This is a genomic window from Kitasatospora sp. NBC_01246 (assembly GCF_036226505.1).
Lineage (GTDB): Bacteria > Actinomycetota > Actinomycetes > Streptomycetales > Streptomycetaceae > Kitasatospora.
The window spans coordinates 4,492,216-4,507,232 of the sequence record NZ_CP108484.1; the positions used below are offsets into that span (position 1 = coordinate 4,492,216).

Consider the following 15,017-nt stretch of genomic DNA (forward strand, 5'->3'; position numbering starts at 1 on the left):
CACTGAGCGCCGACCGTCGGCGCCGGGTCGAAGCGCCCCGGAGGCGAGCGGGCGCCCAATCAAAGGGGCGGCACCTGGTCGGTCTCCTCGAAGACCAGCATGGTGCGGGTGCCGAGCACCTGGGGGATGGACTGGATGCTGCCCAGCACCAGTTCGCGCAGCGCGTGGTTGTCGGCGGTGTGCACCAGCAGCAGCACGTCGAAGTCTCCGCCCACCAGCGCGATGTGCGCGACGCCGGGCAGCTCCAGCAGCTGCTCGCGAACCGTCCGCCAGGAGTTCTGCACGATCTTCAGGGTGACGTAGGCGGATGCGCCCTGACCTGCCTTTTCGTGGTCCACGCGGGCGGTGAAGCCGCGAATGACGCCGTCCTCGACCATCCTGGATATCCGGGCGTACGCATTCGCCCGGGACACGTGCACCCGCTCGGCCACCGAGCGGATCGAGGCGCGACCGTCCTGCTGCAGCAGCCGCAGGATCGCCCGGTCGACACGGTCGAGTCTGGACGTCTGTTCAGCCGACATGACCCCCCACCCCCACGGATTGGACGCACTGCCACCAGTCGACCGCCACCCGGGCCGATTGTCCACCACCTTGTCACGCTTCTGGTCAAGATGAACAGACGACCGAACAATCGGTAGGGAGCCCCCGCTACCCCTGGAGGTGCCCGAGATGACCGTTCTCGATCACAGACACCACACGGCGGTGCCCGGTTGGCTGCCCGGGGCGACCGCCCCGCGCAGCGACCCGGCCCCGCTGCTTCCGGACGCCTCACCGGTCCGCGTGCTCGGCACCCCCGAGCTGGAGAAGTACGACCCCGCGCTGCTGCGCGAGCTGTACCGCCGCCTGGTGGTCGGCCGCCGCTACAACCAGCAGGCCACCACCCTCACCAAGCAGGGCCGGCTGGCCGTCTACCCGGCGTCCACCGGCCAGGAGGCCTGCCAGGTCGCCGCCGCGCTGGCGCTCGGCGAGCAGGACTGGCTCTTCCCGAGCTACCGCGACACCCTCGCGGTGGTCTCCCGCGGCGTCGACCCGCTGGAGGCGCTGACCCTGCTGCGCGGCAACGCCCACACCGGCTACGACCCGCTGGCCACCCGGACGGCGCCGCTCTGCACCCCGCTGGCCACCCAGGCCCCGCACGCCGTCGGCCTCGCGCACGCCGCCCGGCTCGGCGGCGACCCGGTGGTCGCGCTGGCGCTGCTCGGCGACGGCGGCACCAGCGAGGGCGACTTCCACGAGGCGCTGAACTTCGCCGCGGTGCTGAACGCCCCGGTGGTCTTCCTGGTCCAGAACAACGGGTACGCGATCTCCGTCCCGCTTACCGCGCAGTCCGCCGCGCCGACGCTCGCCCACAAGGCGGTCGGCTACGGGATACCGGGCCGGCTGGTGGACGGCAACGACGCACCCGCCGTGCACAGCGTGCTGACCGAGGCGGTCGAGCGGGCCCGGACCGGTGGCGGCCCGACCCTGGTCGAGGCGCTCACCTACCGCGTCGAGGCGCACACCAACGCCGACGACGCCACCCGCTACCGGGACGACACCGAGGTGGCGGCCTGGCGGGAGCACGACCCGGTCCTGCTGATGGAGCGGCACCTGCGCCGGATCGGCCTGCTGGACGACGCCCTGGTGCAGGAGTCGGCCGAGGAGGCGGAGGCTCTGGCGGCCCGGATGCGGGCCGAGTTCCACGCCGACGCCGAGCTGGACCCGATGGCGCTGTTCGCCCATGTGTACGCCGAGCCGACCCCGCAACTGCGGGAGCAGGCAGCCCAGTTGTCCGCCGAGCTGGCCGCCGAGGCCGAGGTGCAGCACCCATGAGCAACACCGCCCAACCGTCGCCCGCCGCCACCCTCGGCCGGCCCCCCGCGCGACCTGCCCCGGCCGGTCCGCGCACCGCCACCATGGCGCAGGCGCTCAACTCCGCGCTGCGGGACGCCCTGCGCGCGGACCCGGCCGTGCACGTGCTCGGCGAGGACGTCGGCGCGCTCGGCGGCGTCTTCCGGATCACCGACGGCCTGACCGCCGAGTTCGGCGCCGACCGCTGCCTGGACACCCCGCTGGCCGAGGCCGGCATCCTCGGCACCGCGATCGGCATGGCGATGTACGGGCTGCGCCCGGTGGTCGAGATGCAGTTCGACGCCTTCGCCTACCCGGCGCTGGAGCAGCTGTTCTCGCACGTCGCCAAGATGCGCAACCGCACGGCCGGGCGGCTGCCGCTGCCGATCACCGTGCGCATCCCGTACGGCGGCGGCATCGGCGGGGTCGAGCACCACAGCGACGCCTCCGAGGCCTACTACACCAGCACCCCCGGGCTGCACGTGGTCACCCCGGCGACGGTGGCGGACGCCTACGGGCTGCTGCGGGCCTCGATCGCCTCGGACGACCCGGTGGTCTTCCTGGAGCCCAAGCGGCTCTACTGGGGCAAGGCGGAGTTCGACCCGGCGGCGCCGGTCGAGCCGATCGGACGGGCCGTCCTGCGGCGGACCGGGACGTCGGCGGTGCTGATCACCTACGGCCCGTCGCTGCCGGTCTGCCTGGAGGCGGCCGAGGCGGCCAAGGCCGAGGGCTGGGACCTCGCGGTGCTCGATCTGCGCACCCTGGTCCCGTTCGACGACGAGACGGTCTGCCGGGTGGTGCGCTCGCTCGGCCGGGCCGTGGTGGTGCACGAGGCGACCGGCTTCGGCGGCACCGGTGCGGAGATCGCCGCCCGGGTGACCGAGCGCTGCTTCCACCACCTGGCGGCCCCGGTGCTGCGGGTCACCGGCTTCGACATCCCGTACCCGCCGCCGATGCTGGAGCACCACCACCTCCCCGGGGTGGACCGGATCCTGGACGCGGTCGCCCGGCTGCAGTGGGAGGCCTGAGGATGATGCCGGTCGTACGCGAGTTCACGCTGCCCGACCTCGGTGAGGGGCTCACCGGGGCGGAGGTGGTGCGCTGGATGGTCGAGGTCGGTGAGGTGATCGCCGTGGACCAGCCGGTGGTGGAGGTGGAGACCGCCAAGGCGGTGGTCGAGGTGCCCTGCCCGTACGGCGGGGTGGTCACCGCCCGGTACGGCGAGCCGGGCGAGGAGGTGGCGGTCGGCGCGGCGCTGGTGACGGTCGCGGTGTCGCCCGCCGCGGGCGCGCCGTCCCCGTCCGCCGAGGTGGAGCGTCCGCTGGTCGGGTACGGGGTCGCGGAGCCGGACAAGGGCGGCCGGCGCCGCCGGGTCGGGGCTCCGGCCACCGCTCCGGCGCCTGTTCCGGCGCCTGTTCTGGCGGCTGCTCCGACGGCCGTCGCCGCGCCGGTGGCCGTGGTGGCGCCCGCCGCTCCGCCGGTCGTGGCCGTGGCCGTCGCGCCGGTGGTGGTGCCGGTGATCTCGCCGCTGGTCCGGCGGTCGGCTCGGGAGCACGGGATCGATCTGGCGGCACTGACCGGCAGCGGGCCGGACGGTCTGATCATGCGCGCGGACGTCGAACGGGCGATCGCGGCGCTGGCCCCCGGTGGTGCGCCGGCGGCGGTGCCGGTGTCCAACGGGGCGACCGCGCCGGCCGGGGCCGAGGTGGTGCCGCTGCGCGGTCTGCGCAGGGCGGTGGCCGAGAAGCTCACCCGCAGTCACCGGGAGATCCCGGCGGCGACCTGCTGGGTCGACGCGGACGCCACCGAACTGATGGCGCTGCGAAGGCAGTTGAATGCCACGCCCGGGCCGAAGGTGAGCGTGCTGGCGCTGCTCGCCCGGATCTGCACGGTGGCGCTGGCCCGCTTCCCCGAACTCAACTCCAGTGTCACCGAGGACGGTTCGGGCATCCTTCGGCACTCCGCGGTGCACCTTGGCTTCGCCGCCCAGGGCGAGCGGGGCCTGGTCGTTCCGGTGGTGCGCGACGCCCAGCGGCTGAGCACCGAGCAACTCGGTGCCGAACTGGCGCGGTTGACCGAGTCGGCCAGGACCGGGGCGCTCACCCCGGCCGAGCTCACGGGTGGGACCTTCACCCTGAACAACTACGGGGTGTTCGGGGTGGACGGCTCCACCCCGATCCTCAACCATCCCGAGGCGGCGATGCTCGGGGTGGGCCGGATCGTCGCCAAACCCTGGGTTCACCAGGGCGGGTTGGCGGTGCGCGAGGTGACCCAGCTGTCGTTCACCTTCGACCACCGGGTCTGCGACGGCGGTACCGCGGGCGGGTTCCTGCGGTTCGTCGCGGACTGCGTCGAGCAACCGGGCATGCTGCTGCGGCAGTTGTGACCGGCGTCCGGGCGGTCGCCTTGGGTGGCCGCCCGGACACCCAGGGCGACCGCAGATCGAGCGAGAGTAGCGCGTACGGGGGGCGGGTGTCCGGCCTTCGCGCGATTTGTCGGATGAGCACTTCGGGCGTGCCACGCTGCCTAGGCGTCAGCAGGAACAAGCCAGGTGGTGGCACAGGCCGGCCGGAGGCGAAACGATTCTCTTGGGTACTCGAAACGTTGCGGTGAAGTCACGCAGAACTCTCCTGGTCCGCACCGGACACGGCTCGGCGGGAGCTGCCGCCGTCCCGGGGATGCCGGACTCCGGCCCGGAGCCGGCCCCGGACACCGTGCCGACCGCGGCGGCGGCCGTCCCGCCGATGCCGCTGGACCCGCCGGACCTCCCGCCGGTCTCCGCCGCCCCGGTGCCGGTGGCTCCGCCCGTCCCGGCCCCCGCCGCGGCGCCGCGGGTGGCGATCCCCGACCCGCCGGCCCGGCCGCCCGCGATCCCGGCGCCGTCGACGCCCGCCGGGCCGCCGGTGCCCGCGATCGAGCCGCTGTTCACCCGGGCCCCCGGCCTCAACTGGACCGCCGTGGGCGGCGATCCCGCCCGGCCGCCGGTCGCGGCCGTGGCCGGCGGGGCGACCGCACCCGAGCCGGTGCCCGCCGCCGTGTCCGGCCCCGGTCCCGCCGTGTCCGGCCCCGGGTCCGCCGCCGCGCAGCAGCCGCCTACCGCCCGGGACATCGAGCTGATCCGGGCCAGCCTGGCCGTGGTCGAGCCGGTCGCCGACCGGGCCACCGCGCACTTCTACGCGCTGATCTTCCTGCACCACCCCGAGGTCCGCGCGCTCTTCCCGGCCGCCATGGACGTCCAGCGCGACCGGCTCTTCCGCGCGCTGCTGATGGCCGCCCGCAGCGCCGGCGACCCGGAGGGCCTGCGCGGCTACCTGAGCGCCCTGGGGCGCGGCCACCGCCGGTACGGCACCCTGACCGGTCACTACGGACCGGTGGGGGAGTGCCTGGTGGCGGCGCTGGCCCGGTACTCGGGCAGCCGCTGGGACGCCGAGACCGAGCTGGCCTGGCGGCGGGTCTACCGGCTGGTCTCCTCGATCATGATCGAGGCCGCCGAGGATGACGCCCGTACCTCGCCGCCCTGGTGGCAGGCCGAGGTGGTCGGGCACGAGCTGCGCACCCCGGACGTCGCGGTGCTCACCCTCCGCCCCGACCAGGCCTATCCGTATCGGGCCGGCCAGTACACCAGTCTGGAGACGCCCTGGTGGCCGCGGGTCTGGCGGTACTTCTCGTTCGCCTCCGCGCCCCGGCCGGACGGTCTGCTGACCCTCCACGTCAAGGCCGTCCAGGCGGGCTGGGTGAGCAACGCGCTGGTGCACCGGGCCGCACCGGGCTCGGTGCTGCGGCTGGGCCCGGCGGCGGGCACGATGACCGTCGACCACACGTCCGGGGCGGACCTGCTCTGCCTCGGCGGCGGCACCGGGATCGCCCCGATCAAGGCGCTGGTGGAGGAGGTGGCCGAGTACGGCGCGGCGGGCCGCGCGGTGGACGTCTTCTACGGGGCCCGGCGGGCCGCCGAACTCTACGAGCTGGCGGCGCTGCGCGCGCTGGCCGAGCGCCACCGCTGGCTGTCGGTGCACCCGGTGCTGTCCGGGCCGGGGCCGCAGGCCGGTGGTCCGGTGCCGGGCGGCGGAATGCTCACCGGTGAACTGCCCGAGGTGGTCGGCCGGTTCGGACCGTGGGCGGACCGGGAGGCCTTTCTGGGCGGGCCGGCCGCGATGGTGCGGCGCGGCGCCGGGGTGCTGCTGCGGGCCGGGGTGGCGCCCGAGCGGATCCGGCACGACCTGGTCGGCGATCTGGCGGCGGGCTGAGCCGGGAGCCGGACCGCCCGGCTCCGGCTCCGGCTCCTGCCCTGGGCCCCGGGCCCGTCAGTCGAAGTCGGGGGCGAGCAGGGCCCGGACGCCCTCGATGTTGGCCGCCAGGTACGCCCGCAGGCTGGGCGGGACGACGTTGACCGAGGTGACGCCCTCCCGGGTGAAGGGCACCCGGACCACCTCGTACTCGCCGTTGGGCTCGTCCACCTCCGGCCCGTGCCGGCGGTCGAGGTCCATCGACGCGAGTCGGCAGACGAAGAAGTGCTGGACCTTGACCCCGTGCGGGTGGAGCAGCGTGCCGTCGTCGTGGTGGGTGTGGCTGATGGTGTCGACGAAGGCGGGGACGAGGTCCACGACCTTGCCGCCGAGCTCCTCGTCCACCTCGCGGTGCAGGGCGTCGGTGACCGTGCGGTCCTCGCTCTCGACCCCGCCGCCGGGGGTGATCCAGTACGGGTGCGGGGAGCCGGGCCGGGTGCGTTTGATCAGCACGATCGAGGCCGGTCCATGGGGATCGGCCGGGTCCAGCTCCAGCAGGATCGCCCGCGCGGTGCGTTTGACGACGGGTCGGGGCGGGGTGCGCATGGCCACCTCCGGGGCTGGAGCGTTGTGCGGGAGTCTCCCGCACGCCGACCGGCCCGAAACTCGTACCTGCTCGGGTGCGTCCGTTCGGGGCGTGTTCACAGCGCCGATGGATCTTGGATAGCCAAGGTGAATGTTCACGTGATCTTCAAAATATCGAACTGATCTCCACCGTTACCTTCAATCCAAAGGAATTTGTCGATCGAACGGTCGGAGAGTGATTGCAGCCGCGCCCGGCCTGTGCTGCGATGAGCGACCAGCCACCCGGCCGGGCAGAACGAGAGGTACTGGCGCCATGCAGCACAGCACAGTCCAGGGTCACCTGGTGATGAGCCTCGTGGTCTCCACCGAGCTCTCCTTCCGCCTCGTGGTCGAGCTGGAGTACGACCCCGCCGACCCGTTCGCGGTCCGCCTCACCTTCCACCTGCCCGGCGACGCCCCGGTCACCTGGGTCTTCGCCCGGGAGCTGCTGTTCGACGGGGTCGCCCGGCCGACGGGCGAGGGCGACGTGCACGTCCACCCGGTCGGCGAGGAGCTCTCGGAGGTCTGCGTCGTGCTGCGCTCCCCCGAAGGACATGCCCGGTTGCGCGCCTGCGCGGCGCCGCTGACCGCCTTCCTCGCGCGGACCGACCGGCTGGTGCCGAGGGGCCGGGAGCTGACCGGCGGGGAGATCGACGCGCAGCTCGCCGACATCCTCGGAGGCTGCGAGCGGTGACCGGTCGCCCGCCGGCGACGGTGGGACGAAGGGGCCCGTCCCCCTGCGGAACCGGGTGCGGGCCCCTTTCGCGTGCCCGGGCACGCGGACGGCGGCGCGTCGCTCAGTCGTCGTCGCCGAGCGCCAGGTTGAGGCCCCAGGAGACCAGGCTGATGATGAGCGCGCCGAACAGCGCCGCCCAGAAGCCGTCGACGTGGAAGTCCAGGTCGAGCTTGTCCGAGGCCCAGGAGGTCAGCCAGAGCATCAGGGCGTTGATGACGAAGGTGATCAGGCCCAGGGTGAGGATGAACAGCGGCAGCGAGAACAGCTTGACCACGGGCTTGATCAGCCAGTTGACCACGCCGAAGATCAGTGCGACGGCGATCACCGTCAGGGTCTTGCTCTGCCAGTCGTCGCCGGTCAGCGTGATCCCGGAGACGATCCAGGCGGCCACCCAGATGGCGGCCGCGTTGATAAGTGTCTTGATGACGAAACCCTTCATGGGGCCAGCGTCCCAGGCCGGTCGGGGCGGGGGAAGCGCCCGACCGGCATGTTTGGTGTTGAATGCCCCCTGGACCCGGGCCAAGGACGAGGAGGGGCACCCCCGATGAAGCTGTTCCGGCTGGACGAACTCGACGCCGAGCGCGCCGCCAACGACGGTGCCTATCTGCGCTTCCTGCGCGAGCCGCGGATGTCCGCCGGGCTCTACGCGCTCTCCCCCGGCGCCACCGACCCGCAGACCGCGCACGCCCAGGACGAGATCTACCAGGTGGTCAGCGGCCGGGCCGAGTTGACCGTCGGGAACGAGACCACCACGGTGGCCCGCGGCACCGTGGTCTACGTCCCGGCGGGAGTGCCGCACCGGTTCCACCACGTCACCGAGGAGTTGCGGGTCCTGGTGGTGTTCTCCCCGCCGGAGGACTGACGGCCGGGGCCCGCGGCGGTCCGGCTAGGGTCGGGGCATGAGCCTGAGCCTGACGGAAGAACTCTGGGCGGCGATCGAGCCGGTCTACGCCGAGATCCTCGACCACCCCTTCATCGGCGGCCTCACCGACGGCACCCTGCCGCGCGAGGCGTTCCGCCATTTCGTCGTCCAGGACTCGCACTACCTGCGCGACTACGCCCGTGCGCTCGCCGTCTGCGCCGCCAAGGCGCCCGGCGAGGAGGACGTGCGGGCCTTCGCGGACGACGCGGTCGGCGCGCTGGCGGCCGAGCAGGGCATGCACGCGGAGTTCATGACGGCCTTCGGCGCCGACGCCGAACAGGCCGCCGCCGAGCCGGTGCTGCCCACCACCCGGGCCTACACCAGCTACCTGCTGGCCACGGTGTACGGCGGCTCCTTCGCGGAGGCGGTCGGCGCCGTGCTGCCCTGCTACTGGATCTACGCCCGGGTCGGCGACCGGCTGCTGGCCGAGGGCTCCCCCGACCCGCTGTACGCCAAGTGGATCGCCACCTACGGCGACGAGGCCTTCCAGTCCGTGGTGCGCCGCGTCCTCGCGCTGGCCGACCGGCTCGGCGAGGAGATCTCCCCGGCCGAACGCCGCCGGGTGGTGGAGCACTTCACCACCACCTCGCGGTACGAGTGGATGTTCTGGGACGCCGCCTGGCGCGGCGAGACCTGGCCGGTCTGACACCCTCCGGGGCCGGCGTCCGGGCCGTTCCCCCGAGCCTTTCCGGGGCCTTTCCGGGTGCCCTTTCGGGCGTCCTCCCCCGGGTCTCCCCGGGGGCCGGAGTAGGGGTGATCTCCGGGTTCTCTCCGGGCCATCGGCCCTCGTTCCGACCCGTGCGTCACCGTACGATCGAAGTATCGAAGCAAGCGGGATGCGGCACCGGACGGCAGCCGGCCCGAGGGGAGAGAAGGAACGGACATGGCTGAGTTCTGGAAGTCGCTGCCCTCGTGGGTGCGCAATATCGTCGTTCCGGTGCTGGTGCTGATCCTGGCCTGGAACATCATCGGGTTCGTCTTCGGCGTGGTGGGCGCGCTGCTGAGCTTGGTCATCAAGCTGCTGGTGGTGGTGGGGATCGCGGCCGCCGTGGTGATCCTGGTGAAGAAGGCCGCCAGGAGCTGAGCCGCCGGTCCCGGACGCCCGTACCCCCTCGGGGGTGCGGGCGTCAGTCGTCGGCGGACGCGCCCCGGGCGGCGGCGGTGGCCCGGTCGAGCAGCAGGACGGTGTCGAGGTCCCAGAGCGGCCGCCAGTGCTGGGTCCGGGACCGGCCGAGGTCGAGGGTGACGCCGGTGGCGAGCTGGTCGACCGCGTACGGGGTCAGCCCGGGGACGCGGCCGGTCCGGGCGGCCAGCCGGGCGAGCGGCGTCGGCACGTGGCCGATCCGGGCCCGCACGCCGTGCGCGGCGAGCACCCGGCGGACGGCGTCGTCGCGCCGGTAGTGCCGGTCGTCGGCGATGTTGTACGCGCCGGGCGTCCAGGCGCGGCCGCCGGTCAGGCCCAGGGCGGCCAGGCAGGCGTCGGCGAGGTTCTGCACGGCGGTCAGGCTGATCCGGACGTCGCCGCCGGGGAGCAGCAGCAGTCCGTGCCGCACCCGTGCCAGCAGTTGGGGCGCGAGGTGCGGATCGCCCGGCCCGTAGACGGCGCGTGGGCGAAGGACGACGGCGCCCGCCTCCAACGCGAGCCGTTCGGCGGCCGCCTTGGTGCGCCCGTAGGCGTTGAGGTGGCCGCCCTCGGTGGGGTGGTGCTCCATGATCCAGGAGCGGCCGATCCGGGGGTCGTAGACGCTGGCGCTGCTCACCTGGACCACCGGACGGCCGGCGGCGGCGCGCAGCAGCCGTGCGGTACCGGTGACGTTCACGGCGTACTGCCCGGCCTCGCCGGCGGAGCCCCGGGGGAGGTCGGCGACGGCCGCGGCGCAGTGCACCACCAGGTCGGCGCCGGCCAGGTCGGGGTCGCCGGTGGTGGCGTCCCAGTGGACGTGGCGGCCGACCGGGCCGGGGGACCGGCCGTAGCAGAGCACGTCGAGGCCCAGCGCGGCGGCGGCGAGGGCGACGTGCGAGCCGCAGAAGCCGCCGGCGCCGGTCACGGCTATCCGCATCGGGACTCCTCAAGCCGCTCGGGTGTCGTGGGACGGGCCGCCCCGGGCTCCGGTGCGCGCCGGACGGTGAGCTCCGCGTAGCCCGGGAGCGCGGACCGCCGGTCGACCCGGGCCCGGACGACCACCGGGCGGTGCGGGGCCAGCGCGAGCAGCACGTCCGTGAGCAGGGCCCGGGCGAGGCCGGCGCCCGGGCAGGCGTGCGGGCCGGCGCCGAAGACGGCCTGGGTGGCGGCCGGGCCGGGGGCCGGTCCGGTCCGGTGGGCCCCGGCGGCGTGCCGGGCGACCAGGACCAGGCGGTCGCCGGCCCGGACGGGGCAGCCGGCCAGCGTGGCGTCGGCGGCGGTGACCCGGGGGAGCAGTGGCGAGGGCGCGGTCAGCCGGAGGAGTTCGGCGGCCAGGCCGGGGGCCGTCCCGGCGTCCACCCCGGTCCAGAGGCCGGCGTCGGCGCACCAGGCGGCGGCCCGGGGCAGGGCGGCGACGGTGGTGGTGACGGCGGCGACGGTGAGCATCGCGTCGAGCGGGTCCGGGAGCAGCGCGGTGAGGTCGGCCGCCCTGGCGGCGGCGGTGGCTCCGGCCCTCCGGCGGCCGGGCAGCCGAGGGCCGGGCAGGTGGTCCCGGGCGGTGGCCGCGGCGACGGCGGCGCAGGCCTGGGCGAGGGTGCGCGGGTCGGCGCCGGAGCCGGTCAGCGCGGCCGCCGTCACTCCGGCCAACTCCTCTGCCAGGGTGACGAGTTCGAGTGAACTGGTGGCCAGTTCGGGGACGCGTTCGGCGAGCACGGCCTGCCAGTGCGGGCGGATCCGGTCGAGTGCTCCGGTGCCGAGGTCGGCCGCCACCGCCCGTCGCGCGGCGCGGTGCCGGGCGCCCTCCTGGTCGAACAGCAGCCCCCCGCCGGTGAGTCGGGCGGCGGCCCCACCGGTGGTGCCGGCCGCCGTGCGGTCGAGCGGGACGCGGGTGAGCGCCTCGCGGTAGGCCTCGGTGCCGTGGACCAGGACGGTACGGCCGAGCCGGACGACCGGGCGGCGGCGGGTGAGGCAGAGCAGCGCGAACAGCACGGGGTGGCTGCGCAGGTAGACCCGGCGGTCGCGGCGGCGCGCGGCCCGGTCGGCGGCGGGTGCGTGGGCGGCGGGTGCGTGGGTGGGCGTGGGGCCGGGCGTCGGGGTGGGTGCGCGGGCGGGCGCGGGGGCGGGTGCGCGGCCGGTGCCGCGGTCGGTGGTCATGCGGACAGCTCCCGGGCGCAGTGGGCGGCGGCCGCCGCCCGGTCGGGCTTGCGGGAGCGCCCGGCCAGCGGGACCTCCCCGAACAGCACGGCGTCCGGGCGGGCGCCGCCCATCCGGTCGAGCGGGCCTCTCAGGGCGGCGCGCAGCCGCCGCGGATCGGCGCCGGGACGCGGCTGGACGAGGGCCACCAGCCGTTCGTCGCCCGGCGCGCCGGCGGCCGGGACCCCGACCAGGACGGCGAGTTCGACGTCCGGCAGGTGCAGCGCGGGCTCGTACAGACCCGGGTAGATGTTCTCGGCCCGGCGCAGCACCATGTCCTTCAGCCGGCCGGCGAGCACGATCCGCCCGTCCGGGGCGAGGGTGGCCCGGTCGCCGGTGCGGACCCAGGGGTCGGGTTCCTCGCCGAGGTAGCGGTGCCGGGCGCCCGGGCCGGTGAGCAGGAGCTCGCCCTCCGGGGTGAGGCCGGTGCGCACCCCGGGCAGCGGTGCGCCGACCAGGTCCCCGGGCCCGGTGTGGGCGCTCTTCCCGGCCTCTTCGACGGCGGCGGCCGGGAACAGCTCGGTGAGCGCGTACACGCCCCAGGCCTGGTCGGCGCCGGCCTGCTTGACCCGGCGCAGCAGGGCGGCGTCGGCGGGCGCGGAGCCGGTCCAGACCCGGCCGTGGAAGCGGGCCCCGGCGCCGAGCGCGGCGCGCAGGGCGGGCGGGGTGAGGTAGGTCTGGGCCGGTGCCAGCCGGGCGAGTTGGCCGGCCAGCGCCCGCGGGCGCCGGGCCGGCAGGGCGACGGCGGCGCCGGCCGCCAGCGCGGGCACCAGGACGAAGAAGGTGCCGCCGAGCACGGTGCTGCCCGGGCGGGGGTCGACCAGGTCGGTGACGGTGCGCAGACCGGCCGCCAGGCCTTCGCGGGTGTGCACGACGGCGCGCGGGCGGGCGGTGGTGCCGGAGGTGAAGACGATCACCGCGTCGGTGTCCGCGCCGCCGTCGCGGGGCGCGGGCGCGGCGCCGCCGGTGACCGCGAGCCGGGGGGCGCAGCCGGGCAGCCGGCGGCCCAGGGTGGCGACCGGGCCGAGCGCCGACAGCCGGGGCAGTGCTAGGTCGGCGCGGCGGGCCAGCGGCCCGGCCCAGCCCGCCACCGCCTGGGCGGCGGCGTCGGCGAGCACGAGGTCCGGCCGGGCCAGGGCGAGCCGGGCGGCCAGCACGTCCGGCCCGGCGGTCGGGTCGAGGACGGCGGCGCGCAGGCCGAGCCGGTGGGCGGCGAGCAGGACGGCGAGCGCCCGGGGGCCGGGGCGGACGGCGACGCCGAGGGTGGCGCCGGGGCCGAGGCCGCGGGCGTGCAGGGCGGCGGCGTAGCGGTCGGCCAGGTCGGCGAGTTCGCCGCGGCGGATCAGGACCCTGGTGCCGCCGGTGCGGCCGCGGCCCAGGACGGCGGGCCGGTCGGGGTGGACGGTGCGCAGGGCGTGGGCGAGCCGGTCGAGCACGGGGCCCTCCTCGACGGGGTTGCGGTGGTCGGTTCTCCGGGCGCTCGGTTCCGGGGGTGCGCGGTCAGCGGGTGCGCGGTTCCCCGGGCGTGCGGCCGGCTCAGCGGACGTCGACCGAGCGCCGGCCGGCGCCGCGCTCCAGGTACCAGCGGGCGGTGCCGACCACGCCGTAGGCGCGGATCCGCCGGGTGGAGTTCTGCACCACCATGTCGCGGCGGTGGACGATCGCGGTGGTGTGGCGGCGCACCCGGTTGATGAACATCCGGTCGGTGGGCGACGGCCGGCGCGGCATCCCGCCGACGGCCCGGTACAGCTCCGCGGTGATCGCCATGTTGTTGCCGGCGTGCATCCGGTACGGCGTGAGGTAGCCGTGCCGGCGGCGGTGCGCGGGCCGGATCCGGCCGAAGAGGGCGCCGAGCGCGACCAGCACCAGGAACACCGCGCGCCCGGCCGGCCCGTGCTCGTCCCGGCGGGCGGTCACCCGGCCGCAGACCAGCCCGCCGCAGGCGCGCATCCCGGCCCGGGCGGCCGCCGTCCAGCCGGGTTCGGGCAGGCAGTCGGCATCGGTGCGGGCCAGCAGGGTGGCGCCGTGCGCGATGGCGTACCGGAAGCCGGTGTCGATCGCCGAGCCGACGCCCTTCTCCGGCTCGACCAGCACCTCGACCGGGAACGGCGCCCGGGCGGCGAAGGCCCGGACCTTCGCCACGGTGGCGTCGCTGGAGCCGTTGTCGGCGACCAGCAGGGTGAACGCGCGGTCGTGCTGGGCGGCCAGGGCGGCCAGGGTGTGCTCGATCCTGGCCTCCTCCTGGTAGGCCGGCACGACCACCCAGAGGTCCGTCCCGGTGCTCATGACGCCTCCCAGACCATCGTCATCAGGCTGACGCCGCCGCCGAGGCCGATCAGCAGTACCTTGTCCCCCGGGTTCAACTCCGGGGTTATTCGTTCGAGTTGGATGCCCAGGGTGGCGCTGGCGACATTGCCCAGCTCCGGCACGGTGAGGACCAGCTTCTCCGCGGGCACGCCGGTGAGCTCGACGAAGCGCTCCAGGTAGGGGACGGTCACCTGGTGCACCAGCACCCGCGCGTAGTGGTCCCAGCCGAGGCCGGTACGGGCCGCGACCCTGGTCAGGATGGCGCCGCCGATCTGCTCGAAGACGCCGCGCAACTCCTTTCCGCCGCCCCGGAAGTAGCTGTACTCGTCGCCGCGCGGGTGGCGCGAGCCACCGCCGGGGATGCCGCCGGCCGCCCAGTGCTCGGAGGCCGTCTCGGTCTCGATGTCCAGGATGCCGCCGCGCTCGACCGCCTCGACGACCACGGCCGCGCCGGCGTCGCCGAAGGTGTACCCGGCGAAGCCGTCCCGGAAGTCCTCCTGACCGGCCGGATCGCGGCGCATCGCCCGGCTCGGCGTCTCGCCGGTGACCACCAGGGCGCGCCGGGCGCGGCCCGCCAGGATCATCGCGCGGGCCAGGTCGATGCCGTTGAGGAAGCTGTTGCAGGCGTTGCTGACGTCCAGCGCGTGGGCCCGGGAACCGAGTTCGGCCTGGACGAGGTGGGCGGTGGCGGGCTCGCAGACGTCCCGGGTGGCGGAGGCGTACAGCAGCAGGTCGAGGTCGAGCGGGTCCAGTCCGCGGGCCGCCAGGGCGCGCCGGGCGGCGCCGACCGCCAGCGTGGAGGCGTACTCGCCCTCGGCCGCGAAGTGCCGGGTGACGATCCCGGTCGCCTTCTCGAACATCCGCTCCGGCAGCCGGAGCCGACCGCCGGCGGTGACCTCGTCCTGGAGCTGCTGGGAGGTCAGGCGGTGGGCGGGGAGGTGGGCTCCGACGGCGGTGATGCCGATCCGCGCGGTGGCTGGAGGGTGCATGCCCCCATGCTCCGGCCGGCGCCGCCGCGCCCACCTGAGTACGGGTACTCAGGTGGGCGCGGGCGGC

General features: G+C 75.3%; 16 protein-coding genes. 8 read left to right on the plus strand and 8 right to left on the minus strand.

Annotated features, from left to right (window positions below; genetic code table 11):
- Positions 1–59: 59 nt before the first annotated feature.
- A complete protein-coding gene (locus OG618_RS19775; RefSeq protein ID WP_329488850.1) occupies positions 60–521 on the minus strand; it encodes an Lrp/AsnC family transcriptional regulator in 462 nt (153 codons plus the stop codon).
- A 148-nt stretch (positions 522–669) separates the two neighbouring features.
- Here OG618_RS19775 and pdhA point away from each other — a divergent pair, with 148 nt between their 5' ends.
- The 4 genes from pdhA (at position 670) to OG618_RS19795 (ending at position 6,077) form a co-directional block, all read left to right on the plus strand.
- A complete protein-coding gene (gene pdhA / locus OG618_RS19780) occupies positions 670–1,812 on the plus strand; it encodes a pyruvate dehydrogenase (acetyl-transferring) E1 component subunit alpha (protein ID WP_329488851.1) in 1,143 nt (380 codons plus the stop codon).
- Positions 1,813–1,895: 83 nt separating this feature from the next.
- Positions 1,896–2,858, plus strand: coding sequence for an alpha-ketoacid dehydrogenase subunit beta (locus OG618_RS19785; RefSeq protein ID WP_329492182.1), 963 nt, complete (start codon positions 1,896–1,898; stop codon positions 2,856–2,858).
- Between the two features lie 5 nt (positions 2,859–2,863).
- The gene (locus OG618_RS19790) at positions 2,864–4,216 is read left to right on the plus strand and encodes a dihydrolipoamide acetyltransferase family protein (RefSeq protein WP_329492183.1); all 1,353 of its coding nucleotides are present in this window, start codon (positions 2,864–2,866) and stop codon (positions 4,214–4,216) included.
- Between the two features lie 223 nt (positions 4,217–4,439).
- Positions 4,440–6,077 carry a globin domain-containing protein gene (locus tag OG618_RS19795; protein ID WP_329488852.1) on the plus strand — a complete coding sequence of 546 codons (1,638 nt, stop codon included), beginning with the start codon at positions 4,440–4,442 and terminating at the stop codon, positions 6,075–6,077.
- A gap of 57 nt (positions 6,078–6,134) precedes the next feature.
- On the opposite strand, the gene OG618_RS19800 is transcribed toward OG618_RS19795, so the two are convergent.
- Positions 6,135–6,662, minus strand: coding sequence for an NUDIX hydrolase (locus OG618_RS19800; RefSeq protein WP_329488853.1), 528 nt, complete (start codon positions 6,660–6,662; stop codon positions 6,135–6,137).
- A 292-nt stretch (positions 6,663–6,954) separates the two neighbouring features.
- Between OG618_RS19800 and OG618_RS19805 the strand changes: the two genes are divergently transcribed.
- Positions 6,955–7,374 (plus strand): SsgA family sporulation/cell division regulator, encoded by a 420-nt coding sequence (locus OG618_RS19805; protein ID WP_329488854.1) that lies wholly within the window; start codon positions 6,955–6,957, stop codon positions 7,372–7,374.
- A 103-nt stretch (positions 7,375–7,477) separates the two neighbouring features.
- Here OG618_RS19805 and OG618_RS19810 read toward each other — a convergent pair whose 3' ends face one another.
- Entirely contained in the window at positions 7,478–7,855 is a 378-nt protein-coding gene (locus OG618_RS19810; protein WP_329488855.1) for a phage holin family protein, read from the minus strand.
- A 105-nt stretch (positions 7,856–7,960) separates the two neighbouring features.
- Here OG618_RS19810 and OG618_RS19815 point away from each other — a divergent pair, with 105 nt between their 5' ends.
- From OG618_RS19815 to OG618_RS19825, 3 genes are all read left to right on the plus strand, one after another.
- Positions 7,961–8,278: a cupin domain-containing protein gene (locus tag OG618_RS19815; RefSeq protein WP_329488856.1), complete on the plus strand. Its 318-nt coding sequence runs from the start codon at positions 7,961–7,963 to the stop codon at positions 8,276–8,278.
- A 37-nt stretch (positions 8,279–8,315) separates the two neighbouring features.
- On the plus strand, positions 8,316–8,984 hold the full coding sequence (tenA, locus tag OG618_RS19820) for a thiaminase II (protein ID WP_329488857.1): 669 nt from the start codon (positions 8,316–8,318) through the stop codon (positions 8,982–8,984).
- A gap of 237 nt (positions 8,985–9,221) precedes the next feature.
- Positions 9,222–9,422, plus strand: coding sequence for a DUF5326 family protein (locus OG618_RS19825; RefSeq protein WP_329488858.1), 201 nt, complete (start codon positions 9,222–9,224; stop codon positions 9,420–9,422).
- A 43-nt stretch (positions 9,423–9,465) separates the two neighbouring features.
- Here the strand turns inward: OG618_RS19825 and OG618_RS19830 are convergent, their stop codons facing one another.
- From OG618_RS19830 to OG618_RS19850, 5 genes are all read right to left on the minus strand, one after another.
- The gene (locus OG618_RS19830) at positions 9,466–10,398 is read right to left on the minus strand and encodes an NAD-dependent epimerase/dehydratase family protein (RefSeq protein WP_329488859.1); all 933 of its coding nucleotides are present in this window, start codon (positions 10,396–10,398) and stop codon (positions 9,466–9,468) included.
- Entirely contained in the window at positions 10,389–11,615 is a 1,227-nt protein-coding gene (locus OG618_RS19835; protein WP_329488860.1) for a cytochrome P450, read from the minus strand. The genes OG618_RS19830 and OG618_RS19835 overlap by 10 nt, the downstream gene beginning before the upstream one ends.
- Positions 11,612–13,090, minus strand: a complete 1,479-nt coding sequence (locus OG618_RS19840; RefSeq protein ID WP_329488861.1) for a class I adenylate-forming enzyme family protein — start codon at positions 13,088–13,090, stop codon at positions 11,612–11,614. The genes OG618_RS19835 and OG618_RS19840 overlap by 4 nt, the downstream gene beginning before the upstream one ends.
- Before the next feature lie 100 nt (positions 13,091–13,190).
- Entirely contained in the window at positions 13,191–13,940 is a 750-nt protein-coding gene (locus OG618_RS19845) for a glycosyltransferase family 2 protein (protein ID WP_329488862.1), read from the minus strand.
- Positions 13,937–14,950, minus strand: coding sequence for a 3-oxoacyl-ACP synthase III family protein (locus tag OG618_RS19850; protein WP_329488863.1), 1,014 nt, complete (start codon positions 14,948–14,950; stop codon positions 13,937–13,939). The genes OG618_RS19845 and OG618_RS19850 overlap by 4 nt, the downstream gene beginning before the upstream one ends.
- Between the last annotated feature and the right edge of the window lie 67 nt (positions 14,951–15,017).

Coding starts and splice junctions, on each gene's coding strand:
- OG618_RS19800 (WP_329488853.1), bottom strand. CDS start 6,662: ATGCGCACCCCGCCCCGACCCGTCGTCAAACGCACCGCGCGGGCGATC.
- OG618_RS19805 (WP_329488854.1), top strand. CDS start 6,955: ATGCAGCACAGCACAGTCCAGGGTCACCTGGTGATGAGCCTCGTGGTC.
- OG618_RS19775 (WP_329488850.1), bottom strand. CDS start 521: ATGTCGGCTGAACAGACGTCCAGACTCGACCGTGTCGACCGGGCGATC.
- OG618_RS19785 (WP_329492182.1), top strand. CDS start 1,896: ATGGCGCAGGCGCTCAACTCCGCGCTGCGGGACGCCCTGCGCGCGGAC.
- tenA (WP_329488857.1), top strand. CDS start 8,316: ATGAGCCTGAGCCTGACGGAAGAACTCTGGGCGGCGATCGAGCCGGTC.
- OG618_RS19835 (WP_329488860.1), bottom strand. CDS start 11,615: ATGACCACCGACCGCGGCACCGGCCGCGCACCCGCCCCCGCGCCCGCC.
- OG618_RS19810 (WP_329488855.1), bottom strand. CDS start 7,855: ATGAAGGGTTTCGTCATCAAGACACTTATCAACGCGGCCGCCATCTGG.
- OG618_RS19815 (WP_329488856.1), top strand. CDS start 7,961: ATGAAGCTGTTCCGGCTGGACGAACTCGACGCCGAGCGCGCCGCCAAC.
- OG618_RS19830 (WP_329488859.1), bottom strand. CDS start 10,398: ATGCGGATAGCCGTGACCGGCGCCGGCGGCTTCTGCGGCTCGCACGTC.
- OG618_RS19845 (WP_329488862.1), bottom strand. CDS start 13,940: ATGAGCACCGGGACGGACCTCTGGGTGGTCGTGCCGGCCTACCAGGAG.
- OG618_RS19825 (WP_329488858.1), top strand. CDS start 9,222: ATGGCTGAGTTCTGGAAGTCGCTGCCCTCGTGGGTGCGCAATATCGTC.
- OG618_RS19790 (WP_329492183.1), top strand. CDS start 2,864: ATGCCGGTCGTACGCGAGTTCACGCTGCCCGACCTCGGTGAGGGGCTC.
- pdhA (WP_329488851.1), top strand. CDS start 670: ATGACCGTTCTCGATCACAGACACCACACGGCGGTGCCCGGTTGGCTG.
- OG618_RS19850 (WP_329488863.1), bottom strand. CDS start 14,950: ATGCACCCTCCAGCCACCGCGCGGATCGGCATCACCGCCGTCGGAGCC.